Consider the following 23,697-nt stretch of genomic DNA (forward strand, 5'->3'; position numbering starts at 1 on the left):
CGCGATCAGCCCCAGCGCCGCCCAGAGCGTCAGCAGCGCGAGCCCCGACAGCCAGGCCGCCAGCCCCACCAGCGCCACCAGGATCGCCGCCAGCAACGCCACGAACACGGGGCGCGGCATCGCCCGGCCGACGCCGCCGATGTCGCGATAAAGGGCCGCCGCCCGGATCCGCTCGGTCCGCGCGAGGGGCCAGAGGGTGAACAGCAGCGCCGTCAGCAGGCCGTAGACCGCCGCCTCGACCAGCGGCACCGGATACAGAGCGAAGCTAGCCGGGACGGGCAGCCGCGCCTCGATCAGCGGCGCGAAGAGCAGCGGCGCGACGCCGCCGATGACAAGCCCGATGACGATCCCCGCCAGCGCCAGAACGCCGATCTGGATCAGGTAGACCTGGAAGATCGTCCGCCCCTCGGCGCCCAGCGTCTTCAAAGTCGCGATGACCCCGGTCTTGCCCTCCAGATGCGCGCGCACCGCCGCCGCCACGCCGACACCGCCCACGGCAAGACCCGCGAGCCCCACCAGCACGAGGAAGGCCGACAGCCGCTCGACGAAGCGCGAGAGCCCCGGCGCCCCGTTGCGACTGTCCCGCCAGCGGTATCCGGACTGGTCCATCGTCGCGGCCACCTGCGTCTTCACCGCTTCCAGCGAGGTGCCCGGCGGCAGCCGCAGCCGGTACTCGGTCTCGTAGAGCGTACCGGGCGCCAGCAGCCCCGATCCCTCCAGCGCGCTCGTCCGGACGATGGTGCGCGGTCCCAGCGTGAAGCCGCCGGTCCCACTGTCGGGCTCCCGCGCCAGCCGCGCCATGACGGTGAACTCCTGCGTGCCGAGCCGGAACATGTCGCCCGGCGCCAGCCCCAGGCGGTCCATCAGCACGCCGTCCATCACCGCGCCGGGCCGCCCGTCGGCCCCGTCCAGCGCCTGCGCCAGCTCCATCTCCGGCTCGAGCCGCACCCGGCCGTAGAGCGGATAGGCCGAATCGACGCCCTTGACCTGCGTCAGCCCCCGCTCCGCATCCCCGTCCCGGGGCACCACGGCCATGGAGCGGAAGTCGACGATCTCGGACACGTCGCCGAGGCCGTCGAGGAACGCCCGCTCCTCCGGCTTCGCGAAGCGATAGGTCAGCTCGACCGAGGCATCGCCGCCAAGGATCGAGGCGCCCTCCCGCGCCAGCCCCTGCTCGATGCTCTCGCGTACCGTGCCGACCGCCGCGATGGCGGCGATCCCGAGGGCGAGGCAGGCGAGGAACACCCGGAAGCCCTTCAATCCCCCGCGCAACTCCCGTCGCGCGATCCGTGCCGCGACACCGATGCTCATGCCGCCCCCCGGCCCGGGCGAACGCCCCATGCCCATCTTTGCTTCATGAATATCCCCGCCGGAGGCATTGAAAGTTCTCTCACTCCGCCGCCCGCGCCTCGGCCCGGTCCTCGGGCGCGATGCGCCCGTCCTCCAGCCGGATCACCCGGTCGCAGCGCTCGGCCAGCTCGGGCGCGTGGGTGACGAGGATCAGCGTCGCGCCGTGGCGGTCGCGCAGCCCGAACAGAAGATCCATGATCGCCTGCCCCGTGCTGCCGTCGAGGTTCCCCGTCGGCTCGTCCGCCAGCAGCACCTCGGGGCGCACCGCGGCGGCACGGGCCAGCGCCACCCGCTGCTGCTCGCCCCCCGACATCTGCGAGGGATAGTGCGAGGCACGCGCGCCGAGACCGACCGCCGCAAGCTCGGCCCCGGCGCGGGCGAAGGCGTCCTCTGCCCCCGCCAGTTCGAGCGGCGTCGCGACGTTCTCCAGCGCGGTCATCGTCGGAATCAGGTGGAAGGACTGGAACACCACCCCCATATGATCCCGGCGGAACCGCGCCAGCGCGTCCTCGTTGAGGTCGGTGATGTCCTGCCCCAGCACCCGCACACGCCCCGTGGTGGCCCGGTCGAGACCGCCCATCAGCATCAGGAGAGACGACTTGCCAGATCCCGAAGGCCCCACCAGCCCCACCGTTTCGCCCTTCATCACGTCAAGGCTGATGCCCTTCAGGATCTCCACCCGCCCGGCGTTGCCGTCGAGGGACAGGGTGATGTCCGTGAGGGACAGGATCGGATCGCTCATCGTTCGCACCTTTTCTGGCCGTTCAGGGGGATATGGGGCGCGTGCGACCCTGCGCAAGCTGCCCCTTGCCGCCGGGTTCGCCTTGGGACTGATCGCCGCACCGCTCGCGGCCCAGCCGCTGACCGTTGCCGCGCTCGGCGACAGCCTGACCCAGGGCTATGGCCTGCCCCAGCCTGAAGGCTTCGTGCCGCAGCTGGAACAATGGCTGCACGAGAACGGCGCGCCCGAGGTGAAGGTGCTGAACGCGGGGGTGTCGGGCGACACCACGGCGGGGGGACTCAGCCGCGTCGACTGGACGCTGACCGACGATGTCGGCGCGATGATCGTGGCGCTCGGCGGCAACGACCTTCTGCGCGGGATCGAGCCTGCGACCAGCCGCGCGAACCTCGAGGGCATCCTGAAGGCGGCCGGGGCGAAGGACGTGCCGGTGCTGCTGATCGGCCTCAAGGCGCCCGGCAACTACGGCCCCGAGTACCAGGCCGCCTTCGACGCCATGTATCCCGACCTCGCGCAGCAGTACGGCACCCTCTACGCCGAAAGCTTCCTTGCCGCGCTGGAGGAGATGCCGGACCGCGATGCGACGCGGGCGAAATACATCCAGTCCGACGGCATCCACCCCAACGCCGAGGGCGTGAAGCTGATCGTCCGGAACCTCGGGCCGAAGGTGCTGGAGCTGATCGCCCGCGCCCGCGGGGAGTAGGCGCTTCGGCCCCCGAACGGGGCTGGAACTTCCGCCCCCCATGGGCGATGGTCGCCGCGGTATCACGGAGCCTGCCATGGACATCGTCGAAGAGTTGCGCCGCATCGTCGGCCCCGCAAACGTGCTGACCGGAGAGGACTGCGCCCCCTGGGTCGGCGACTGGACGGGCAAGTACCACGGCCAGCCCCGCGCGGTGATCCGCCCCGTCACCACCGCCGAGGTCAGCGCGGTGATGAAGCTGGCCAGCCGGACCGGAACGCCCGTCGTTCCCTCGGCGGGCCACACCGGGCTTGTCGGCGGCACCCATGCCCCCGACCGGCTGGTCCTGTCCGTCGACCGGATGCGCCGGATCCGCGAGGTCCGGCCCGGGGCGCGGATCGCCGTGGTCGAGGCGGGCGTCGTGCTCACCACCCTTCACGATGCCGTGGCAGAGCACGACCTTGTCTTCCCCGTCACCTTCGGCGCCCGCGGCTCGGCCATGATCGGCGGCATCCTGTCGACGAATGCCGGCGGCTCCAACGTCCTGCGCTACGGCAACACGCGCGAGCAGGTGCTGGGGATCGAGGTCGTCCTGCCCTCGGGCGAGGTGCTGGACCTGATGAGCGAGCTTCGCAAGGACAACTCCGGTTTCGACCTGCGCGACCTGTTCGTCGGCGCCGAGGGCACGCTCGGCATCATCACCGGCGCGGTGCTGAAGCTGATGCCGAAGCCGAAGGCCTATGCCACCGCCATGGTCGCCCTGCCCGCGCTGTCCGACGCGCTGGATCTGCTGAACCGTCTCCAGTCTTCAAGCGGCGGCGCGGTCGAGGCGTTCGAGTTCATGCCGGGGTCCTACATGCGGCGGCATCTGGAGGTGGTGAAGGGCGCCCGCCCCGCCTTCGACACCATCCACGAGGTGAACGTCATGCTCGAGATCGGCGGCACCGCGCCGCGCGACGCCGAGGTGGCCGAGGACGGCTCGGTCGCGCTGACCGCCGCGCTGGAGGAGTCGCTGGCCGAGCTGATCGAGGAGGGCCGCGTGCTCGACGCCGTGGTGGCGCGCAGCGAGGCGCAGCGGGCCGAGATGTGGAAGCGGCGCGAGGACGCGGCCGAGATTTCCGTATCGAAGAAGCCGCTGATCCTGATGGATGTCGCCGTGGCGCTGGACCACGTGCCCGCCTTCCTCGACCGCGCCGAAATCGCGCTGAAGGAGGCCGACGCCGGGGCCGAGATGGTCCTCGTCTCGCACCTCGGGGACGGCAACCTGCACCTGACGATCTGGCCCTCGCCCGAGACTGCCGCCGAACGGGGCGAGCTGATCCTGGAGAAGATCGAGGATGTCGTCGCCGAGATGCGCGGCAGCTTCTCGGCCGAGCACGGGATCGGGCTGTCGAAGCAGGGCACCATGGCGCGGCGGAAGGATCCTGTGGCGCTGGACGTGATGACGAGGATCAAGGCTGCGCTCGACCCGGCGGGGATCATGAATCCCGGAAAGGTGCTGCCCTGAAGGCCTTCCTCGTCATCCTGCGCGACCCGGCGCTGCGGCTGATCGCGCTCGCACTCCTGTCGGTGTCGACCTACGCCGCCTCGATCGGTCCCTACCAGTCGCTGATCGCGGTGCGCGTGTTCGGCTTCTCGGACGGGCAGTACGCGCTGATCTACTGCACCGGCGCGGCGCTCTCGCTTGCCGCGGCGATGGTGGTGGGGGTCGTCACCGACCGCACGGCGCGGCGGCGCACCATGGCGCGCTTCATGGCGGGGGCGGGGCTGGTCGGGGCCTTCGGCGTCGGGCTGGTCCAGACGCCGCTCGCCTTCGTCGTCGCCCACACGCTGTTCTTCCCCGCCGCCGCGACGTTGTTCGGCCAGCTCTTCGCCATGGCCCGCCTGGCCGGGTCGATCCATCCGCAGGCCGAGAGGGTGGCGATCCAGACCAGCCTGCGCGCGGTCTTCTGCCTGCCCTGGCTCGTCGTCCTGCCGATCTGGGCGCTGGTCTTCCAGGGCGGGGTCGAGCTCCTGTCGGTCTACCTCGTCTGCGGCACCATGGCCTCGATCACGCTGGCGATCTTCCTCTTCGCCTGGCCGAAGGACGGAAGCACGCGGTGGAAGGACGAACGCTCGGGCCTGTCCATCGGCGCGGCCCTGGGCGAGTTGGCGAACGGCCCGGTGCTGAGCCGTGCCGTGCTGCTGGCGATGATGACGGGGAGCGTGACGCTCTACATGATCCTGATCGGCCTCGTGCTGAACGGCGCGCCGGGGCGGGACGAAAGCGACGTGTCGCTGTTCGTCGGCATCGTCGCGGGGCTGGAGGTGCCGTTCATGCTGATGCTGCCCGCCCTGACGCTGCGCTTCGGCATCACCCGCGTGCTGACGGGGGCGAGCCTGCTTTACGCCGCCTTCCTCGCCACGCTGCCCTACCTCGGGGCGACGCCCGCCGTCTGGCTGCTGCTGCTGCCCGCGGGCATCGGCGCCTCGGTGCTGGTGTCGCAGCCGCTGCTGTACCTCCAGGACCTCTTGGGGCGTCGGCCCGGCATGGGCGGCTCGCTGATCTCGCTGGTGCAGCTTGGCGCGCAGGTCTTCGCGGCGGGGGTCTTCGCCCTTGGCACCGCGCTTGGCGGCTACCAGGCGGCGGCGGTGCTGGGCGCGCTCGCGGCGGCGACGGCGGGGATCACGCTCTGGTCGATGGACCGGCGCGGGCTGCCCGTGCAGGCCTGAGCCGGGCGTTCAGGCCGCCTTCCAGTCGAAGAACCCCGCGCCCGCCCGCGACAGGAGCGCCGCCGCCAGGTCGCGGCCCATCTCGGCGCCGTCCTCGATCGCGCCGCTGCGCCGGTCGGCCAGCGCCTCGGATCCGTCGGTCCTCAGGATCTCGCCCCTCAGCCTGAGCGATCCGCCGTCCAGTTCGGCCAGCCCGGCAATCGGCGTCTCGCAGGAGCCGTCGAGCGCGGCCAGGAACGCCCGCTCCGCCGCCAGCCGCTGGCCCGTGGGTCCGTCGTGGATCGCCGCCAGCATCTCCGCCACGCGGGAGTCGTCGGCGCGCCGCTCGATCCCGATGGCGCCCTGCGCGACGGCCGGCAGCATCTCGTCCTCGGGGATCGGCTGGCGCGGCACGTCGGGCAGGTTCATCCGGTTCAGCCCCGCCATGGCAAGGAACGTCGCCATCGCCACCCCGTCCTCCAGCTTCTTCAGCCGGGTCTGGAGGTTGCCGCGGAACTCGACGATCTGCAGGTCGGGCCTCCGGTTCAGAAGCTGCGCCTTGCGGCGAAGCGACGAGGTGCCCACCACGCTCCCCTCCGCCAGCGCCGCCAGCGCCCCGCCATCCAGCGCCACGAAGGCGTCGCGCACGTCCTCGCGCGGCAGGTAGGTGTCGAGCAGAAGGCCCCCCGGCTGTTCCACCGGCATGTCCTTCATCGAATGCACCGCGATGTCGATGCCGCCCGACAGAAGCTCTTCCTCGATCTCGCGGGTGAACAGGCCCTTGCCGCCGATCTCCTTCAGGGGCCGGTCCAGCACCCTGTCGCCCGTGGTCTTGATGACCACGATCTCGAAAGCCTCGAACGGCAGGTCGAAGGCGTCGGCCAGCCGGGCGCGGGTTTCATGGGCCTGGGCCAGGGCCAGCGGCGAACCGCGGGTGCCGATCTTCAGGGGCTCGTCGGGGGTGGGCAGGGTCAAGCGCATGGCAAAGGCTTACAAGTGTCAGGTTGACCTGACAATATCAAACAGCGGCGGCCTTTCCGGCTTGACAAACAGGCACCTGAACCGGACCACAGACGGCAGCGACGAGGGGGGCGAGATGGCCGAGACGAAGAAACTGATGCGCGCGCTGGCGGGCGAGACCATGGACGTGCCCCCGGCCTGGATGATGCGCCAGGCGGGCCGCTACCTGCCCGAGTACAAGGCCACCCGCGCCGAGGCCGGGGACTTCCTGTCGCTCTGCTATACCCCCGACCTCGCCGCCGAGGTGACACTGCAACCGATCCGCCGCTTCGCCTTCGACGCGGCGATCCTGTTCGCCGACATCCTTCTGGTGCCCGACGCCCTTGGCGCGGACCTCTGGTTCGTCACCGGCGAGGGGCCGCGGCTGTCGACGATCACCGACCAGGCCGCCTTCGACGCCCTGAAACCCGGCGACGCGATCCACGACCACCTCGCCCCGGTCTACGAGACCGTCCGGATCCTTGCCCGCGAACTGCCCTCCGACGTCGCGCTGATCGGCTTCGCCGGCGCGCCCTGGACCGTCGCCACCTACATGATCGCGGGCCGCGGCACCCCCGACCAGGGCCCGGCCCATGACCTGAAGGCCCAGAACCGGCCGCTGTTCGACGCGCTGATGCAGCGGATCACCGAGGCGACGATCGAGTACCTCTCGGCCCAGATCGACGCCGGCGCCGAGACGGTGAAGCTGTTCGACAGCTGGGCCGGATCGCTGAAGGGGCAGGACTTCCACGATTACGCCCTGACCCCCGCCAGGACGATCATCGCGGCGCTGAAGGCGCGCCACCCCGGCGTCCCGGTCATCGCCTTCCCGCGCGAGGCGGGCGACAACTACATCGGGTTCGCCAAGGCCACCGGCGCGGACTGCGTCGCGCTCGACAACTCGGTGTCGGCGGAATGGGCGGCGGAGAAGGTGCAGGTGGACGGCTGCGTGCAGGGCAACCTCGCCCCCGGTCACATGGTGACGGGCGGCCAGGCCCTGGTGGACGAGGTGAAGCGGATCAGGGCGGCGTTCTCGAAGGGCCCGCACATCTTCAACCTCGGCCACGGCATCACCCCCGATGCCGACCCCGACAACGTCGCCCTCATGCTCGAGTCGCTGCGCGCCCCGGCCTAGGCAGGAGCCACACCATCGCCGCCAGCAGCCCGAAGGCGAAGGCCGGGTAGCTGACCCCGGCCAGGAACGCGCCCGCATAGGCATCGTGGCTGGTCGCGCTGCCTTCCGGTCCCGAACCGACGAGGCGCGAGAAGAAGATCTGCCCGACGATGGCCACCCCCATCGCGCCGCCGACCTGCTGGAACGCCTGCAACGCGCCCGAGGCCGCGCCCGAATTCTCGCCCGAGACCGAGGCGAGGACCGTGTTGAACAGCGGCGAGATCGCGGTGCCCAGCCCGAAGCCCGCCATCAGCAGCGGCGGCAGGAACCGGAGGCTCACCACCTCCTCGCCGATGCCGTACACCAGGAACCAGAGCCAGATCATGCCGAGCGACATCATCGACGCGCCCGTTGTGATCCGCGCCCTGAGCACCCGGTTGCCGAGCCGCCCCGCCACCAGCGAGGCCATCAGCACGCCCACCGAGAACGGCACGGTCGTCAGCCCGGACTGCAGCGGCGTCAGCCCGAAGCCGTCCTGCAGGAAGAGCGCCATGATCAGGAAGAAGCTCGGCATCCCCGAGAACAGGATCGCCGTCAGCAGCACGCCGACAAGGTAGTTCCGGTTCGCCAGAAGCCCGGCCGACAGCAGCTGCGCCCCGCCCCGCGCCGCCTGCCGCTTCTGCCACCGGACGAACAGCGCCGCCATCGGCAGCGCCGCCGCGATCATCGCGAAGCACCACAGCGGCCAGCCCAGCTGCCGCCCCTCGATCAGCGGGAACACCACGAAGAGCAGCGCCAGCCCCGCCACGACGATGCCGACGACATCGTTCTTCTGGTCCGGGCGGCGCGAGACCTTCGGCAGGAACCGGAGCGCCAGAAGGATCGCCAGCACCCCCACCGGCACGTTGACAAGGAAGATCGGCCGCCAGTCGAGCCCCCAGAGATCCGCGCCGATCAGCACGCCCCCCAGAAGCGGCCCGCTGACCGAGGCGAGACCGGCCGACAGCCCGAAGGTCGCGAAGGCCGCGCCCCGTTCCTCCGGCGGGAACAGCGCGGGCACCAGCGCCAGCGTCTGTGGCACCATCATCGCGCCGCCCACCGCCTGCACGGCCCGCGATGCCACCAGCACCCCGATGCTCGGCGCGAGGCCGCAGAGCGCCGAACCGAGGGTGAACACCACGACCCCCGCCATGAACACGTTGCGCCGCCCGTAGATGTCGCCGTAACGCCCGCCGGGCAGCAGGCACAGGGCGAAGACGAGGATGTAGATGGCGACCACCCACTCGATCTGGCTGGGGCTGGCGTTCAGCGAGGCCTTCATGCTCGGCAGCGCGACGTTCACGATGGTGACGTCGATCAGGTTCATGAAGCTCGCCGTCAGCAGCACCGCCATGGCGATCCAGCGCGCCCGGGGCGCGGGGCGCTCGCCCTCGGCCGCTTTGGCCGGGCCGCCGGGCGCCGGTTCGGAAGTGGTGACGGACATGGATCGGGCCTTCGCTGCTCTGGTTCGCCGTGGCAAGGCCAGACCTAGCGTGCGCCGCGCCCGCTCCAAGCCGCGGGGCGGAAAAGGCCGCGTGCCCCGCCGCCGCATGGCCCCCACCCTGCCCCGCTCCCGCCGTCTTTGCCGCGCAGCCTGCGGGCCAGCCGGTTTCCGGGGAGGTTCGCCATGCTCTTCACCCTGCGCCTTGCCTTCAGCCTCCTGCGCAGCGCGCTCGTCGCCTGCTCCATCGTGCTGGCGGGCTGGCTGACGGCGGTGCCGCCGACCCCGGCCGAACGCCAGGCGCTCGACCTGCCGCTCGGACGGGTCGATGCCGAAGGGCGCCGGGCGCTCGCCAACCTGCGCCTTGCCCGCGCCGCGCTCGACATCGCACCGGGGCTTGCCGTCGGCCTCATCACCCGGCAGGGCCACGGCGAGGCCTCAAGCGCCGAGGTCGAGGCCGCCCTGCGCGCCATCGCCCGCGGGCAGCCGGACGACACGCCCCCCGAGGCCACCGAACCGCCGCGACGGGCCGGCGGCGCGAAATTCGTGAAGGCACCGAAAAGGGGGTGACGCCGTCCGATCGCGCCGCGGCGCGCCGACCGGCCGCCGTTGTGGCCGAAGCGCGACGGCTGTAAGATCGCGGGGTCAGGCGCATGAGGTGTGGCGATGCGATCGTTCCGGACCCTGGTCGAACGACAGATCCAGAAGACGCGGCTCTCCGGCGGCCTGCAGGGGTTGAAGGGCGAGGGCAAACCGTTGCCGGACGCGACGGGCGACGCCTTTACCGATCCCGGCGTCGCCGCCGGATTCCGGATGATGGCCGAAGCCGGCGTGCTGCCCGAGGAGATCCGGCTGAAGAAGCAGGTCGCCGACCAGCGCGCCGTGCTGGCAGGCGTGACCGACCCCGAGGCGCGCAAGCGCGAGATGGCGCGGCTCTCCGGGCTGATGCTGCGCCAGAGCATCGCCGAGGAAGCACGACGGAAGTTCCTGAAGGGGTAAGCGTCCCCGTCCAGGCTACTTCCGGATCCGGTATCCCGTCCTGAAGATCCAGGCGATCACGCCGACGCAAAGCGCGGTGAACAGCGCGATGGCGAGCAGGCTCCAGACCACCGGCACGTCGGATGCGCCGAAGAAGGACCAGCGGAAGCCCGAGACGAGGTAGACCACGGGGTTGAACAGCGTCACCGTCTGCCAGGCGGGCGGCAGCATCGAGATCGAGTAGAACGAGCCGCCGAGGAAGACGAGCGGGGTGACGATCAGCAGCGGCACGAGCTGCAGCTGCTCGAAGTTCTGCGCCCAGATGCCGATGATGAAGCCGAACAGCGAGAAGGACAGGCAGGTCAGGACAAGGAAGGCCAGCATCCAGAGGGGGTGCTGCACCGAGATGTCGACGAAGGCGAAGGAGGTGGCGAGGATGATCAGACCGATCATCAGCGATTTCGTCGCCGCCGCCAGCACGTAGCCCGCCGTGATCTCGATGAACGAGGCAGGGGCCGAGAGCAGCTCGTAGATCGTGCCGATGAACTTCGGGAAGTAGATGCCGAAGGCGGCGTTGCTGACCGATTGCTGGAGCACCGACAGCATCATCAGCCCCGGCACGATGAAGGCGCCATAGCTCACCCCCTCGACCTCGTCGATGCGCGAGCCGATGGCGGCGCCGAAGACGACGAAGTAGAGCGAGGTGGACAGCACCGGCGAGACGATGCTCTGCAGGAGCGTGCGGAAGGTGCGCGCCATCTCGAAGACATAGATCGCGCGGACGGCCTGGAGGTTCATGCCGCGTCCTCCTTCACCAGGTTCACGAAGATGTCCTCGAGCGAGCTCTGGCGCGTCTGCACGTCCCTGAGCGTCAGCCCCGCCCCCGAGAGCGCCGAAAGGAGCTTGGTGATCCCGGTGCGGTTGGCCCGCGTGTCATAGGTATAGACCAGCGTACCCTCGGGCCCGAGATCCAGGTCGAAATCGCCGAGGCCATCGGGCACCGCGTTGACCGGGCTCTGCAGCTCGATCACCATCTGCTTCTGGCCCATCCGCTTCAGCAGCGCCGCCTTGTCCTCGACCAGCAGGATCTCGCCCTTGGCGATGATGCCGATGCGGTCGGCGATGGCCTCCGCCTCCTCGATGTAATGGGTGGTGAGGATGATCGTCACGCCGTCGGCCTTCAGGTCGGCGACGACCCGCCACATGTCCTTCCTCAGTTCCACGTCGACCCCGGCGGTGGGTTCGTCGAGGAACAGCACCCGCGGCTCGTGGCTCAGCGCCTTGGCGATCAGCACCCGCCGCTTCATGCCCCCCGAGAGCTCCACCACCTTCGAATCCTTCTTGTCCCAGAGCGACAGCTGCCGCAGCACCCGCTCCACATGGGCGTCGTCGGGGCCGAGGCCGAACAGCCCGCGCGAGAAGCGGACGGTGTTGATCACCCGCTCGAACGGCTCCAGCGTGATCTCCTGCGGCACGAGGCCGATCAGCCGCCGCGCCGCGCGGTAGTCGTCCAGGATGTCGTGCCCGCCCACGGTGACGCGCCCCGACGTGGGCCGGGTGATCCCGCAGACGGTGGAGATCAGCGTCGTCTTCCCCGCCCCGTTCGGACCCAGAAGCGCCAGGATCTCGCCTGCGCGGATGTCGAGAGAGACCGACTTCAGCGCCTGGAACCCGCTGCCGTAGGTCTTGGTGAGGTCGGTGATGGATACGATGTCCGGCATCGGTGGCGCTCCGGAAAGTGATGTGTTCCGCGAAGGTAGCCGGAAAACCGGCAGGCACAATGGCAGACAGCCCGGCGCACCCGAGCGCCACCGCACCGCCCCCCGCGCAGAGGTTCCGCAGCAAGCGTTCCAGGCAAGACGCCCCCACGGCCTTCTTCCTTGCCCCAATACGCCCGCCGGAGGCCAACCACACCTTCGGCTGCCGCAACGCCGACCAGCAGGGCGCACCCGAAGACGCCCGGACAGGGTACCCCAAGGACCGATCGCGGCAGAAAAGCGGGAGAGATGGCGACCCCGGCAGGAAGCTGAAAATCCGCCAGAACCCGTGGAATTTCAAAGGGTACCTCGGGACACAGTGAGCGGTTTCCGCCGCTTGCAGGTCAATGGCTTACGCGTTGCGTTGGGACACAATTCGACCGATCTGGAAATCAAAAACCCCGGCGCGCTGGCGGGCGCTACCGGGGCATATCGTCTTGGGAAACTTCACAAGCTTCCCGGCGAACATACCCCGTCCCTTCCCGCCAGTCACCCCATAATCGCCCTGCATTGGGGGATCGACGCATGAACCGGTTCGAGTGGCTGAAAGCCGTCATGCAGCTCCGGGGCGTCTCGGCCAGCACGAAGAACGTGGCGACGGCTCTGGCCGTCCAGTTCGCCTGCGACGACACCGGGCAGCTGAACCCGAAGCTGGCCACCCTGGTCGAGTATCTGGGCGTCTCACTCGCCACCGTGAAGCGCGCGATCCGCGAGCTGGCGGACGGCGGATGGCTGCACCGGACCGAGGGGCGCGGGGCCGGAAATCGCACCGCCTACAGCCTCGTCTCGCCGGGCAAGATCGTGCCCTTCCGGGCGGCGAAAAGGGCTCAATCCGAGGTCGGAAAAAAGGGGTCGCAGGTGAGCTTTCAGGCCGAAGAAAAGGGTTCACCAGTGAGCCGAAAAGGGGTCACTGGTGAGCTTTCCTATATAGAACAATCTTCTGAACAAAAGGGGGCGCCCTTCGAGGCTTACCGGCGACACCGGTTCACAGGCAACATCTGCGATGGTCCCATGTTCATCGCACAGCGGGATTGGCAGCGCCTGAACCCATGGGTGGATTGGCTGAGAAAGCGCGGCCTGCCGAAGCTCTGCGACATGCCCCTGACGGCGCCAGGATCGACCAAGGGCGGCACCGTGTTCGCGCTGCCCTTCCGGAAGCCACCCGAGGACGACAGGCGGACGGCCGAGGCTCTGGCCTACTTCGCCGCGATGATCGACGCCAGGGAGGTGCGCTATGCGGCGCAGTGAGCCGATATCCGAGGCGGAACGGGCAAGGAAAGCCGATGTGCGCAGCGCGCTCTACCGGCTTTCCGTGAGGGTCAGTCAGCTCCGGCCCCATGCCCGAGACCCCGAACGCTTCCACGAGGAGAAATCCGAGATCTCTTTCGACCTTCTGCAACTGGCCGAACGGATTGGCTGACCCTCCCCAGCCATCGCGGGTCCTTCCTGCGATGGTGCCACAGGGGTAATTCGCACCCCGCGACTTAGCTAGTTTGAGATGCCCTGAAACACTAAGATAAGCCCATGACACTGTTCGAAAATCTCGACAACCAGACCCCGAAGGAGATGAGCAAGAGCGCCTTCGCCAAGCGCATCGGCGTGACTTCCGGGCGGGTGTCGCAGATGGTCAAGGCGGGCTTGCCGGTTCTCGACAACGGGCGCGTCCCGCTGGCCGCTGCCGAGTCCTGGTATCGGGCGAACGTCCGGCAGAAGGCGAGCGAGGCCCAGCACAGCGCCAGTGTCCTCAGCCGGGTGAAGCAGGAGCGCGAGGAAGCGCAACGTGACCTGTTGCAGCTCGACCTTGCGCAGCGGAAGGGCGAGCTGATCGACCGGCGCGAGGTCGAGCTGGCGCTTCACGACCGGGCCAGGGCGGAGCGGGACGCACACACGGCGTGGGTCAGCCGGATTGCGCCGATCATCGCGGCCGAGGTCGATGCCGACCTGTCCGCGCTGTTCTCGGCACTGGACCGGGAAATGCGCGCCCACCTCGAGGAGCTGGCCGACACGCCGCTGGCGGAGCTGCTGAACCATGCTTGACGCCAGGACCATCGCGGACAACGCATGGCGCGCCGGGCTGCGCCCCGAACGGCAGATGCTGGTCAGCGAATGGGCGGACCGATACCGGCGCCTGCCGTCCACCAGCGCCGAGCCTGGACGCTGGCGGACGGACCGCACCCCGTACCTGCGCGAGATCATGGATTGCCTGTCCACCAGCTCCCCTGTCGAGCGGGTGGCGATCATCAAGGGGGCGCAGACCGGCGGGACCGAGGCGGGACTTAACTTCCTCGGATACATCGTCTGCAACAGCCCCGGTCTTGCCATGCTGGTGATGCCGAGCGTGGACATGGTGCGGCGCAACACCCGGACCCGGATCGACCCCTACTTCGAGATCGTGCCCGAGATCGCGGCCCGCGTCGTCCCGGCGAAGTCGCGCGAGCCGGGCAACACTGCCACCCACAAGAAGTTCGTCGGCGGCGAGCTGGTGATGACCGGGGCGAACGCGGCCGCAAGCCTGCGCTCGACCCCGGCCCGCTTCCTGGTCCTCGATGAGATCGACGCCTTCCCGCTCGACGTGGAAGGCGAGGGCGATCCGATTGCGCTGGCGGTTCAGCGGACCGTCACCTATCGCGGCCGGCGGAAAATCCTGATGATCAGCACCCCTACCATCAAGGGGTTTAGCCGGATCGAAGCGGCCTATCTCGAAAGCGACCAGCGGCGCTTTCACGTCCCCTGCCTGCACTGCGCGGAACCCTTCGTCATCACCTGGGCGGCGATCCAGTGGCAGAAGGACCGGCCCGAGACCGCCGCCTGCATCTGCCCGAGCTGCGGCGGGATCCACGAGGAACGGGACAAGCCCGCCATGTTGCGCGGCGGCTTCTGGAAGGCCACGGCGCCGGGCGACGGGCGCACCGCGGGCTTTCACCTCCCCGCCCTGCTGTCGCCCTTCGAGACCTGGGCGGATATCGCCTGGGAACACACGCGGGTGAAGGCGGACCCCGCCCGCCTGAAATCGTGGGTGAACACCAAGCTGGGCGAGACCTGGGAGGAGAAGGCGGCGCAGGACGTGGACGGCGGCGCCCTGTCGAAGCGGGTGGAGAGCTGGGGCCACGAGCTGCCCGCCGAGGTCGCCGCGATCACCGTGGGGATCGACACCCAGGACACATGGCTGGCGCTCGAAATCGTCGGCTGGGGCGCGGGCGAGGAATCCTGGTCACTGGACTTCATCCGCCTGCACGGCGATCCGACCGGCCCCGCGCTCTGGGCCGAGCTGGACGCGATCCTGACGCGGAGCTGGGCGCACCCGATCACCGGCACCCTGCCCGTCGCCGCCGCCTGCCAGGACAGCGGAGGGCACTTCACGGCGCGTGTGCTGGACTTCACGACCCCGCGCCATCACCGTCGCGTCTACGCGATCAAGGGCGCCTCCCGCGCCGGTCTGGACGCATGGCCGCACCGCCCGAGCCTGTCGAAGCACAGGAAGAAGCCGCTGTACCTGATCGGTGTGGACACCCTGAAAGAGATCGCCTTCACCCGTCTTGCCAAGACGGACCACGGCCCAGGCTTCGTGCACATACCCGAGGGGCGCGAGGCGGCATGGTTCTCGGAGATGACGGCCGAGAAGCCCTTCACGAAGTACAGCAAGGGGCGCGCGATCCGCGAGTGGCGCAAGGCCCCCTCCGAGCGCAACGAAGCCTTCGACTGCCGGATCTACGCGGCGGCGGCGCTCGAGTCTCTGAAGTCCTCGGGCTTCGACCTGGACGCGGAGGCGGCGCGGATAGCAGCGCTGGCCGAGGAAGGCGCAGCCAAGCCCGCGCGGCGCAAGCCCCAGGTCATCCGGTCACGGTTTCTGGGCGGGTGACAGAGATTCGCAGGTCGCGCGAGGGGGGGCATTACCCGAAGCGGCCCCGTCAGTCGGTGAGTGGGAAAACCCCGACAACGCGCGGTCTGCTGCCTTCTGGCGGGCGCGGCGCGATCGTCAAGGAGGTCGAGCCGGATCTCGCAGTGTGCCTGGCACAGCTACTCTAGATCTTCAGTCCTATAGACTTGCCCGCTTAGATTAGACCATGCTGCATTGAAAGCGCCCATAGTTAGGAGAGTAGAGTTTGGCTCGTCAACCTATCCCCAAACAGTATCACGACGCTCCGAAGACTTTGGGTACCAAGGCACCTGCCGGTAGCAGGTTGGCCTCTCTCATTGGTCAGTGCGCTGCCAATTCAGCCGAAAGTGAGGTTCATATGGGCTTGTGCCTAGGGTCTATGCTTGGAGTTGAGAATGCCGCTTCGGTAGCCGTATTTACATCAATTCAAAATTCCCGAGCTCGTCGTGAGATCGTTTTTGCAGCAGCGGAAGCATCACTTGGCGAAGACGACCTAAATGTGCTCAGGATCATCATAGACATTTATAATCGGCTAGATGGAGTCAGAACTGACATTGTGCACGGAATATGGGGAAGTATATCTACTGTACCAGATCAAGTTGTTTGGACGTCTGTGAAGCAGTATTCTAATTTTCTCATTAACGACTATAAGATGAGTGAGAAGGGAGATTTGACGTACGAATGGCGGCAGGAACAATGGTTAAAAATTTGCAGCCTTTGGAAACTTGATGAAATTGAGCTCCTGATCAAGCAAATGGATTTACTAGCAGACTTACTTAGGAATTTTCATGCCTACCTTCGATATCGGCAAGATCCAGCTGGGAAGTCGGCATATGAGGCTATCTTAACTAATCCACTATATGTCGATATGCTCAGGGAAAAATCTTAACCGGCAAAAACCTCGCAGTAGCGTTGCATTCTGCAAACCGCAGATGACCCCGAAGGGCGCTCTTGATTGCAGGCGAGATTGAGGGCAGTGTGCAGGTGGGCTTCAACACCCGGACCAGTGATAGGCAAGTCAGCGTTGGCGCGCTTCGACTTGCGAACGAAGACTGCCTTGGCGGGCGTCTTACCGCGACGAATATGGTCGGGGGCAGGCGTCATGTCCAGAGGGAAACCTTAAAAGCGTCTGGCTTGTCTCACTGGCAAGTGTTGAACCCCCGGCTGCCGCGTCCGCTACACGGCTTGGCCTTCAACAGCCACAACCAGTGAGAAGATCCATGACCAACCAACTGACCCGTCGCGCGGTCCTGTCCGCGCTCCCCGTCTCCGGCGCCGCCATGGCGCTGCCCGCCATTGCCTCTCCGGCCCGCTATCTTCCCGCCTCCGACGCTGACTCGATCCTCGTCCACATGAGAGCGATCCACGCGGCTCTGAGGACCGACTTGCCCAACGGGTTCGAAGTCTCGCGCACCTTTTCGGTCATTGACGAGACGCTGCTGGCAGCGGCCTTCCCCCCTGCTTACCAGTATGGCGACCCGATGATGCATTATGACCTCGGGCGTAGCACTTGGGTGGAGGGCCGGTGACATGACCCTTTCCCTGAACCTCAACATGCTGATCGACCCCGCAACCGCCCTTGCGCGCGGGGAGGCCCTGTTCCTGGGCGAGCTGCCCGAGCAGGTGAAGCAGTTGGCCGAGCTGCAAGCCGACAGCGCGACCAGTGCCACGGCTGTAAGCGCATTTGACGGCGACGCCTTCCGAGAAGCCCAAGATGCCGCAAACTCCGAGCTTGCGGACGTGGTGGGACTGGCCTTGGCGCTGGAAGAGCTGACCTTCGAGCATCCGGGCTTGAACACCTTCGGCGATGCAAGCCGCCCGCTCTACGCGGTTCTGCGCACCTTGGTGGACTCTGCGAAGCGGGCCGAGCAGTTGCAGGACGCGGTTTGGGAAGCGGCAGTGAAGCGGGTGACCTGAAAACGCCCCAACTTGACGCGGTTTCCAGATTATAGTAAACCGCGTCAAAAGGAGGCGATATGCCCACAACCTTTCAGCACATCCCCCTACTCTTCACACCGGCCGAAACCGCCAAGATCACCGGCGTCTCGGAGCGCTCGCAGAGAAACTGGCGGGCGAGGGGCTTTCTCAAGCCGCTGCCCCCCGGCAAACATTTCCGTGCAGATGTGTTCGACCTTTCGGTGTTGGTAGTGGCGAACCTGATCAGCGACCGACTGCCGGTCGAGAAGTCCGTTGCCTGGGCACACCTTTGCGCGAAGCGCGTGGCTTACCACGCGCTCTGCCAGACAAGCGCCTGGACCGACCTTCATGTGGGCTTCGACTTCCCGCATTTCCTCCGACATCAGGCGGGTCGAGCCGTGGCGGATCACTTCGAGGAGACCATTCGAGTGATTCCGGCGCAGTACTTCTTCCTCTGGGCCGACGGCACAGAGCTTTGGGACGTGGATCTGAACAGCGCTTTCGAGAATGCTACTCCCTCGCAATTGCGCGGAGCGGTGTTGGTTCTTGATCTGAACCATCTTGGGCAAGAGCTTCTGGATCGCCAAAAGCCGCTCATGCGCCTTGCCCGAACCGATACTTCCCTCGAGTCGGGTGAATAGGATGAGCGCCCCCTTCGCCCCCCTCACCGCCCTGCGCAACCTGTTCCGCCCGACGCACAAGCGGCAGCTCGAAGCCGCGACGAGCGGGCGCCGATGGCAGATGATCGGCGGCGATGCCCGCAGCTCGATCCACGGCGGCGCGGCGACCGTCTCGACTCGCGCCCAGCACTACGCCCTGAACAACCCCCACGGGGCCAACATGGCGCAGAAGCTGCCCGACAACCTGATCGGGCACGGGATCAAGCCGATTGCCCAGGTCGAGGACGAAGCGACCCGGCGCGGCTTGCATCGTTCCTTCCTCGCCTGGACGGATCGCGCCGACGCGACCGGCGGCGCGGACTTCTACGCGCTTCAGCACCAAGCCGCCCGCGATATGGTGGTAACGGGCGAGGCGCTGTTCGTGTGGATCTTCGCCCAGGACGGCGCCCCCCAGCTGCAACGCCTGCACCCCGAACAGCTCGACCGGTCCTATACCAAGGAAATCAGCGACTCCCGCTATGCGGTGCAGGGGGTCGAGTTCGACCGGGCAACGGGCGCACGGGTGGCCTACCATATCCGGCCCGGCGCCGGGTTCGGGCAAGGCGGATTTTCAGCCGGTCACTATGCCGGAACGCTGCCCCCGGTCCGCTTCGAGGCCCGCTCCGTGATCCACCTGTTCCGCGCCCTGGTGCCGGGACAGGTGCGCGGCCTGTCCTGGTTCGCCCCGATCCTGCTGACTGCGCACGAGCTGGACCAACTGTCCGACGCGCTCCTGGTGCGCGCCAAGGTGGCCGCGCTTCACGCCGGGTTCATCTATGACGCGGACGGCACCGGCGGCGGCTACAGCGGCACCGCGAAGGGCGACACGCTGGAAGTCAGCCTCGAACCCGGCACCATGTCGGTGATGCCCCCGAACAAGCGGGTTGAGTTCTCCGACCCGCCCGACAGCGGCGACGCCCCGGCGCTGGCCGTCCACACCCTGCGCGCCATGGCGGCGGGCGTGGGGCTGACCTATGAGCAACTGACCGGGGATTATTCCCAAGTCAACTATTCGAGCCAGCGGGCGGCGATGCTTGAGTTTCGTCGGTTCTGCGAAGCCGTGCAGCATCACGTCATCGTCTTTCAGCTCTGCCGTCCGGTCTGGGACGCCTTCATGCGCTGGCAGGTGATGCAAGGCACCGTCTCGGCCCGCGACTATCTCGACCCCCGGTCCGGCCTGATGACGGCGAAGTGGCTGCCCCCGAGCTGGCCGTGGGTGGATCCGCAGAAGGACGCGACGGCGGCGATCATGGAAATGGACGCCAACCTGCGCAGCCGCGCCGACATCATCGCAGAACGCGGATACGACATCGAGGAAATCGACCGCCAGATTGCGGCGGACCGCGCCCGCGCCGAACAGCTGAACATCGCCCCGAAGCCGAAGGAAGGCGCAGCCAATGCCGCTTGACATGCAGACCCGCGCCGCCTTCCGGCCGACCACGCTCGACCGCAAGGGGCGCACCGTGCAGGTGATCCTATCGACCGGCGCCCCGGTGATCCGGTCCGGCTTCGACGGCCCCTATTCCGAGCGGCTGGAAATCAGCGCGAAGGCGGTGGACCTTTCGCGGATGCCGGTCCCGGTTCTCGACGGGCACCGCCAGGACGGCGTTGCCAGCATCCTCGGGACGCTGGAAAGCGCGACTATCGAGGGCGGCGCACTGGTCGGGACCGTGAGGATATCGGCCCGCCATGAGCCGCTGATGGACGATATCGAGGCCGGTGTGATCCGGTCCGTCTCCATCGGCTACACCGTCCAGACCTTCCAAGATCGGCCCGGAGAGAACGGGCAGAAAACCCGAACCGCGACCCGCTGGACACTGGCCGAGGCCAGTTTCGTGTCGGTCCCGGCGGACCCCCAGGCAACCACGAGGAGTGATCCCATGCCGACCGATACGACCACGGCGGAACCGCCCGCCACCACCACCCACGCCCCGCCCCAGGTCGCGACCGTGACCCGCGCCGAGACCAACGCGGAGATCCGCGCCTTGGCGACGATGCTGGGGCTTCCCCAGGACTTCGCCAACGGGCTGATCGACCGCGAGGCGAGCATCGACCAAGCCCGCGCCGAGGCCATCGCCCAAGTGCAGACCCGCGCTGCCACGACCGGCCCCCGCGTCACGGCGATGCACCAGCTCGACAGCCCCGCCAACCTGGTGACGCGGATGGGCGAGGCGCAGTTCGCCCGCGCCAACCCCGCGCACACCCCGAGCGAGGCGGCGCGGCCCTACATGGGGATGACGACTCTCGACATGGCGCGCGACGTGCTGACCCGCTCCGGTGTCGCCCTGACCGGGCTTTCCCCGGCGGACGTGATCACCCGCGCACTACACACCACCTCGGACTTCCCCGCGATTTTCGGGGACACCGTGAACCGTTCGCTGCGCGCGGGATATGCCGCCGCGCCGGACACCCTGAAATCGGCAGCGCGGCGCACCACGGCCCGCGACTTCCGAGCCAAGACTTCGATCCAGCTGGGCGAGGCGCCGACGCTCGAAAAAGTCAACGAAGGCGGCGAGTTCAAACACGGGACCATGGACGAAGCCAAGGAGTCTTATGCGATCGACAGCTACGGCCGGATCTTCGCGATCAGCCGCAAGGCGATGGTGAACGACGACCTGGGCGCCTTCGTGGACATGGCCGGAAAGTGGGGCATGGCGGCGGTGGAGTTCGAGGCGCAGTTCCTGGTCAACCTGCTGGTGGCCAACTCGGGGATCGGCCCGAACATGGATGACGGCAACGCGCTGTTCCACGCCTCGCACGGCAACCTCGCCGCCTCCGGGGCGATCCTGTCGGAAGCCACCCTCTCGGCCGCGCGCCTCGCCATGCGGACGCAGAAGGGGCTTTCCGGCAAGCCGATCAAGGTGACCCCGAAATACCTGATCGTGCCCCCGGCGCTGGAAACCAAGGCCGAGAAGCTGCTGGCAACCGTGCAGGCCCACAAGAGCGACGACGTGAACCCCTTCGGCGGCAAGCTGCAACTGCTAGTGGAGGCCCGCCTGACGAACGCGACGCGCTGGTACGTCGCCGCCGATCCGGCCCAGGTCGAGGGTCTGGAATACGCCTACCTGCAAGGCGAGTAAGGGCCCCAGGTCGAGACCAAGGCGGGGTTCGAGGTGGACGGGATGCAGTTCAAGGTCCGCCTCGACTTCGGCGCGGCCTTCCTCGACCACCGCGCCTGGTACATGAACCCCGGCGCATAAGGGCGGACCCATGGCTGACGTTGCCACCATGATGACCCAGCTCGACACCCTCCGCGCCGCCCGCGCGAAGGGTGTCTCGAAGCTGCGCCTGGGGGATGAGGAAGTGACCTATCGTTCCGACGCGGAAATGGCGGCGGCGATCAGCGACCTCGAAAGCCGCCTCGCAGCTGCCCAGGGGCGGACGATTCGCACCGTCCGCTTCGCCACGTCGAAGGGGCTGTGATGTCCCGGCGCGCTGCCCCTTCCATGCCGACCGCGCACCAGATCAAGGAGGCATATGACGCTGTTGTTGCCCTTCACCCTGGTGCGAGGATCAAGGCGGTTGGACCGGACGGCGTAGCCTTTGACTATCCCGACAAGGGCGCCCGCGATGCTAGCAAGTGGGATGACAAGCCTTTCACGGGGACAAAATGATGCCCGAGGACTATCTGCGATCTCGCCCACGCCGAGGTCGGTGGTTTCACTACTACCGTCGCAATGGGACCGAGACACCTCTCGGCGTTCACGGCGTTCCCCCCGAAGATCCACGCGTCAAAGCGGCTTATTGGGCCGAACACGCCCGCTGGCAGGAACGCCCGCCAGGCACCACAACTCCCCGCTCCGGCACCTTTGCCTGGGCGGTGGACCTTTACCTGACTTCGCCCCACTGGACGAAGGAGATCAGCGAAGGCACCCGGGCGCAGCGCGGACCGATTCTGCGCAGATACGTCGAAGCCCAGGGCGAACGGCCGCTTTCCACCATCACACCGGAGCTGATCGAAGTCGCTCTGTTTGCCAAAGGCGGGCACAGCGCGGTGAACGAATACAAGGCGCTGAAACCCGTGTTCGACTATGCGCGCGGCCTGCGGTTCATCGCCAAGAATCCGATGCTGGCGGTGGAAATCAAGAAGCCGAAGATCAAGGGCTTCCCTACCGCCGATGCCGCCGACATCGAGCGTTTCATGGGCTTGTGGCCGGTGGGCACCGTCGAGCGGTTGCTGTTCGACTTGGCGCTGTTCACTGGCGCTGGCAGGTCCGACTTGGCCGTGATCGGGCGGCACAACATCATCGAGGGCTTGTTGACGTACCATCGCCGCAAAACCGGGGCGGTGGCCGAGGTGCCCCTGACCGCAGAGCTGCGCGCCGTCATCCGCCGTACCCCGGATATCGCCCCGGCGTTCATTCTGAACGGCTACGGCAAGCCCTACGCGCCCGGCAGCCTGGGCAACCTGTTCGGTGAGGCTGCGCGGGCGGCAGGCATGACCGCGCGACTGCACGGGCTGCGAAAAGCGTTCTGCTGCTACTGGGCTGCGCAAGGAGCGACCACGCACCAGATCGCTGCAATGGCAGGTCACATCACGCTGTCGGAAGTCGAACGGTACACCCGCGCGGCGGACAGAACGAGAATGGTCAAGCTGCTGATCGGGGCCGCGTAGTGGGACACACCAACCCCAGATTGGGACACACCTTTGCAACCTACTGAAAACAAGGCGATAAAATGCTAGAAATGAGAGAATGGCGACCCCGGCAGGACTTGAACCTGCAACCTATCCCTTAGGAGGGGATTGCTCTATCCAGTTGAGCCACGGGGTCGCGTGCGGCGGCGGGCGCCGACGGGGGTTCTCATAGCCGCAAGCGGCCGCCCTGTCATCCCGAAACCTGATCTGCCCGCACAGGCGGGGGCGGCATCCGCCGCCTTGCCTCCGCGATCAGGCTCATCGCGGTCAGGGCCGAGGATTTCGGCGCACCGGGCAGGCTTTCGCCCGCGATCTCGAAGCCGGCGCTGCCGAAGGCGCCGCGGAAGGTCAGGGCGTGGACGTTGCGGGCAAGGGCGGGGTCGGCCACCAGCTCCACCCGCGTCGCGTCGAAGCCGAGCCCGGCCATGGCGACCGAGGCGGCGACGTTCGCGTTCTGCGGATAGCGGCGGGCGGCCTCGCGGGCGGTGCCGGTGAAGTGCACGGCCGGCGCGGCGAGGCGGTCGAGGTCCAGCACCGCCTCCGCCGGAGAGCCGCGCCAGCCCGCGGGGGGTTTGCTGCCGCGGTAGGTCACCTCCTCGAGGCCGCCCTCCCTCGCCGCCGCGAGCGCGTCGAGCGCGCCGATGGCACCGGAAGCGAAGGAGAGCCGACCGCCGCCGTCCTGCGCCGCGAGCAGGCGCCGCGACACCTCCGGGTCCGCCATCGCCCCGCTCGACACCGCGATCAGGTCGATCCCTGCCGCCAGCAGCGCCGGGCCGTGTTCGGTAAGCGCCCCGTGGCCCGCGCATTCCAGCGCGAGG

General features: G+C 67.9%; 25 protein-coding genes and 1 tRNA gene. 18 read left to right on the forward strand and 8 right to left on the reverse strand.

What is annotated here, in order from left to right; translation table 11 throughout:
- Both A7B20_RS19495 and A7B20_RS19500 read right to left on the reverse strand, forming a co-directional pair.
- On the reverse strand, window positions 1-1,311 hold a 1,311-nt coding region (locus A7B20_RS19495), incomplete at its 3' end, for an ABC transporter permease (protein ID WP_157937734.1).
- Window positions 1,312-1,390: 79 nt separating this feature from the next.
- A complete protein-coding gene (locus A7B20_RS19500; RefSeq protein WP_102110261.1) occupies window positions 1,391-2,092 on the reverse strand; it encodes an ABC transporter ATP-binding protein in 702 nt (233 codons plus the stop codon).
- A 91-nt stretch (window positions 2,093-2,183) separates the two neighbouring features.
- On the opposite strand from A7B20_RS19500, the gene A7B20_RS19505 reads away from it, so the two are divergent.
- The 3 genes from A7B20_RS19505 to A7B20_RS19515 all read left to right on the forward strand — a co-directional run bounded on the left by A7B20_RS19505 (window position 2,184) and on the right by A7B20_RS19515 (window position 5,483).
- On the forward strand, window positions 2,184-2,792 hold the full coding sequence (locus A7B20_RS19505) for an arylesterase (RefSeq protein ID WP_245867135.1): 609 nt from the start codon (window positions 2,184-2,186) through the stop codon (window positions 2,790-2,792).
- A 76-nt stretch (window positions 2,793-2,868) separates the two neighbouring features.
- Window positions 2,869-4,278 carry an FAD-binding oxidoreductase gene (locus A7B20_RS19510; RefSeq protein WP_102110262.1) on the forward strand — a complete coding sequence of 470 codons (1,410 nt, stop codon included), beginning with the start codon at window positions 2,869-2,871 and terminating at the stop codon, window positions 4,276-4,278.
- A gap of 62 nt (window positions 4,279-4,340) precedes the next feature.
- Window positions 4,341-5,483 (forward strand): MFS transporter, encoded by a 1,143-nt coding sequence (locus tag A7B20_RS19515; protein WP_102110263.1) that lies wholly within the window; start codon window positions 4,341-4,343, stop codon window positions 5,481-5,483.
- Between the two features lie 9 nt (window positions 5,484-5,492).
- On the opposite strand, the gene hemC is transcribed toward A7B20_RS19515, so the two are convergent.
- Window positions 5,493-6,443 (reverse strand): hydroxymethylbilane synthase, encoded by a 951-nt coding sequence (gene hemC, locus A7B20_RS19520; protein ID WP_102110264.1) that lies wholly within the window; start codon window positions 6,441-6,443, stop codon window positions 5,493-5,495.
- Window positions 6,444-6,558: 115 nt separating this feature from the next.
- On the opposite strand from hemC, the gene hemE reads away from it, so the two are divergent.
- On the forward strand, window positions 6,559-7,596 hold the full coding sequence (gene hemE, locus A7B20_RS19525) for a uroporphyrinogen decarboxylase (RefSeq protein ID WP_102110265.1): 1,038 nt from the start codon (window positions 6,559-6,561) through the stop codon (window positions 7,594-7,596).
- Here the strand turns inward: hemE and A7B20_RS19530 are convergent.
- The gene (locus A7B20_RS19530; protein WP_102110266.1) at window positions 7,565-9,058 is read right to left on the reverse strand and encodes an MFS transporter; all 1,494 of its coding nucleotides are present in this window, start codon (window positions 9,056-9,058) and stop codon (window positions 7,565-7,567) included. The genes hemE and A7B20_RS19530 overlap by 32 nt on opposite strands.
- A 183-nt stretch (window positions 9,059-9,241) precedes the next feature.
- Here A7B20_RS19530 and A7B20_RS19535 point away from each other — a divergent pair, with 183 nt between their 5' ends.
- Window positions 9,242-9,625 carry a hypothetical protein gene (locus A7B20_RS19535; RefSeq protein WP_102110267.1) on the forward strand — a complete coding sequence of 128 codons (384 nt, stop codon included), beginning with the start codon at window positions 9,242-9,244 and terminating at the stop codon, window positions 9,623-9,625.
- A 96-nt stretch (window positions 9,626-9,721) separates the two neighbouring features.
- On the forward strand, window positions 9,722-10,054 hold the full coding sequence (locus A7B20_RS19540; RefSeq protein WP_102110268.1) for a DnaJ family domain-containing protein: 333 nt from the start codon (window positions 9,722-9,724) through the stop codon (window positions 10,052-10,054).
- A gap of 15 nt (window positions 10,055-10,069) precedes the next feature.
- Here A7B20_RS19540 and A7B20_RS19545 read toward each other — a convergent pair whose 3' ends face one another.
- Together A7B20_RS19545 and A7B20_RS19550 are read right to left on the reverse strand one after the other, a co-directional pair.
- Complete coding sequence (locus A7B20_RS19545) at window positions 10,070-10,831, reverse strand: ABC transporter permease (protein ID WP_102110269.1); 762 nt, start codon at window positions 10,829-10,831, stop codon at window positions 10,070-10,072.
- Entirely contained in the window at window positions 10,828-11,754 is a 927-nt protein-coding gene (locus A7B20_RS19550) for an ABC transporter ATP-binding protein (protein WP_102110270.1), read from the reverse strand. The genes A7B20_RS19545 and A7B20_RS19550 overlap by 4 nt, the downstream gene beginning before the upstream one ends.
- 561 nt (window positions 11,755-12,315) lie before the next feature.
- Between A7B20_RS19550 and A7B20_RS19555 the strand changes: the two genes are divergently transcribed.
- From A7B20_RS19555 to A7B20_RS19600, 12 genes are all read left to right on the forward strand, one after another.
- Window positions 12,316-13,038, forward strand: coding sequence for a helix-turn-helix domain-containing protein (locus A7B20_RS19555; RefSeq protein WP_102110271.1), 723 nt, complete (start codon window positions 12,316-12,318; stop codon window positions 13,036-13,038).
- Window positions 13,039-13,075: 37 nt separating this feature from the next.
- On the forward strand, window positions 13,076-13,210 hold the full coding sequence (locus A7B20_RS21750; RefSeq protein WP_281260117.1) for a hypothetical protein: 135 nt from the start codon (window positions 13,076-13,078) through the stop codon (window positions 13,208-13,210).
- A gap of 104 nt (window positions 13,211-13,314) precedes the next feature.
- Entirely contained in the window at window positions 13,315-13,827 is a 513-nt protein-coding gene (locus tag A7B20_RS19560) for a hypothetical protein (protein WP_102110272.1), read from the forward strand.
- Window positions 13,820-15,649: a phage terminase large subunit family protein gene (locus A7B20_RS19565; protein WP_102110273.1), complete on the forward strand. Its 1,830-nt coding sequence runs from the start codon at window positions 13,820-13,822 to the stop codon at window positions 15,647-15,649. Before A7B20_RS19560 ends, A7B20_RS19565 begins: the two co-directional genes overlap by 8 nt.
- A 244-nt stretch (window positions 15,650-15,893) precedes the next feature.
- Entirely contained in the window at window positions 15,894-16,556 is a 663-nt protein-coding gene (locus A7B20_RS21365; RefSeq protein ID WP_172961067.1) for a hypothetical protein, read from the forward strand.
- A gap of 331 nt (window positions 16,557-16,887) precedes the next feature.
- Window positions 16,888-17,196 carry a hypothetical protein gene (locus A7B20_RS19570; RefSeq protein ID WP_102110274.1) on the forward strand — a complete coding sequence of 103 codons (309 nt, stop codon included), beginning with the start codon at window positions 16,888-16,890 and terminating at the stop codon, window positions 17,194-17,196.
- Between the two features lies 1 nt (window position 17,197).
- Complete coding sequence (locus tag A7B20_RS19575) at window positions 17,198-17,584, forward strand: hypothetical protein (RefSeq protein WP_102110275.1); 387 nt, start codon at window positions 17,198-17,200, stop codon at window positions 17,582-17,584.
- 59 nt (window positions 17,585-17,643) lie between these two features.
- Entirely contained in the window at window positions 17,644-18,225 is a 582-nt protein-coding gene (locus A7B20_RS19580; RefSeq protein ID WP_102110276.1) for a helix-turn-helix domain-containing protein, read from the forward strand.
- 1 nt (window position 18,226) lies between these two features.
- Entirely contained in the window at window positions 18,227-19,651 is a 1,425-nt protein-coding gene (locus A7B20_RS19585) for a phage portal protein (RefSeq protein WP_102110277.1), read from the forward strand.
- Complete coding sequence (locus tag A7B20_RS19590; RefSeq protein ID WP_342747283.1) at window positions 19,641-21,323, forward strand: prohead protease/major capsid protein fusion protein; 1,683 nt, start codon at window positions 19,641-19,643, stop codon at window positions 21,321-21,323. The genes A7B20_RS19585 and A7B20_RS19590 overlap by 11 nt, the downstream gene beginning before the upstream one ends.
- A gap of 130 nt (window positions 21,324-21,453) precedes the next feature.
- Window positions 21,454-21,666: a phage head-tail joining protein gene (locus tag A7B20_RS19595; RefSeq protein ID WP_216641228.1), complete on the forward strand. Its 213-nt coding sequence runs from the start codon at window positions 21,454-21,456 to the stop codon at window positions 21,664-21,666.
- Between the two features lie 190 nt (window positions 21,667-21,856).
- Window positions 21,857-22,858 (forward strand): tyrosine-type recombinase/integrase, encoded by a 1,002-nt coding sequence (locus tag A7B20_RS19600; RefSeq protein WP_157937736.1) that lies wholly within the window; start codon window positions 21,857-21,859, stop codon window positions 22,856-22,858.
- A gap of 80 nt (window positions 22,859-22,938) precedes the next feature.
- On the opposite strand, the gene A7B20_RS19605 is transcribed toward A7B20_RS19600, so the two are convergent.
- A tRNA-Arg gene (locus tag A7B20_RS19605) sits at window positions 22,939-23,015 on the reverse strand.
- A gap of 54 nt (window positions 23,016-23,069) precedes the next feature.
- Window positions 23,070-23,697, reverse strand: a 628-nt coding sequence (locus A7B20_RS19610) for an aspartate dehydrogenase (RefSeq protein WP_102110279.1), incomplete at its 5' end; no start/stop codon positions are given.

It is taken from the genome of Oceaniglobus roseus (assembly GCF_002869745.1).
Lineage (GTDB): Bacteria > Pseudomonadota > Alphaproteobacteria > Rhodobacterales > Rhodobacteraceae > Oceaniglobus > Oceaniglobus roseus.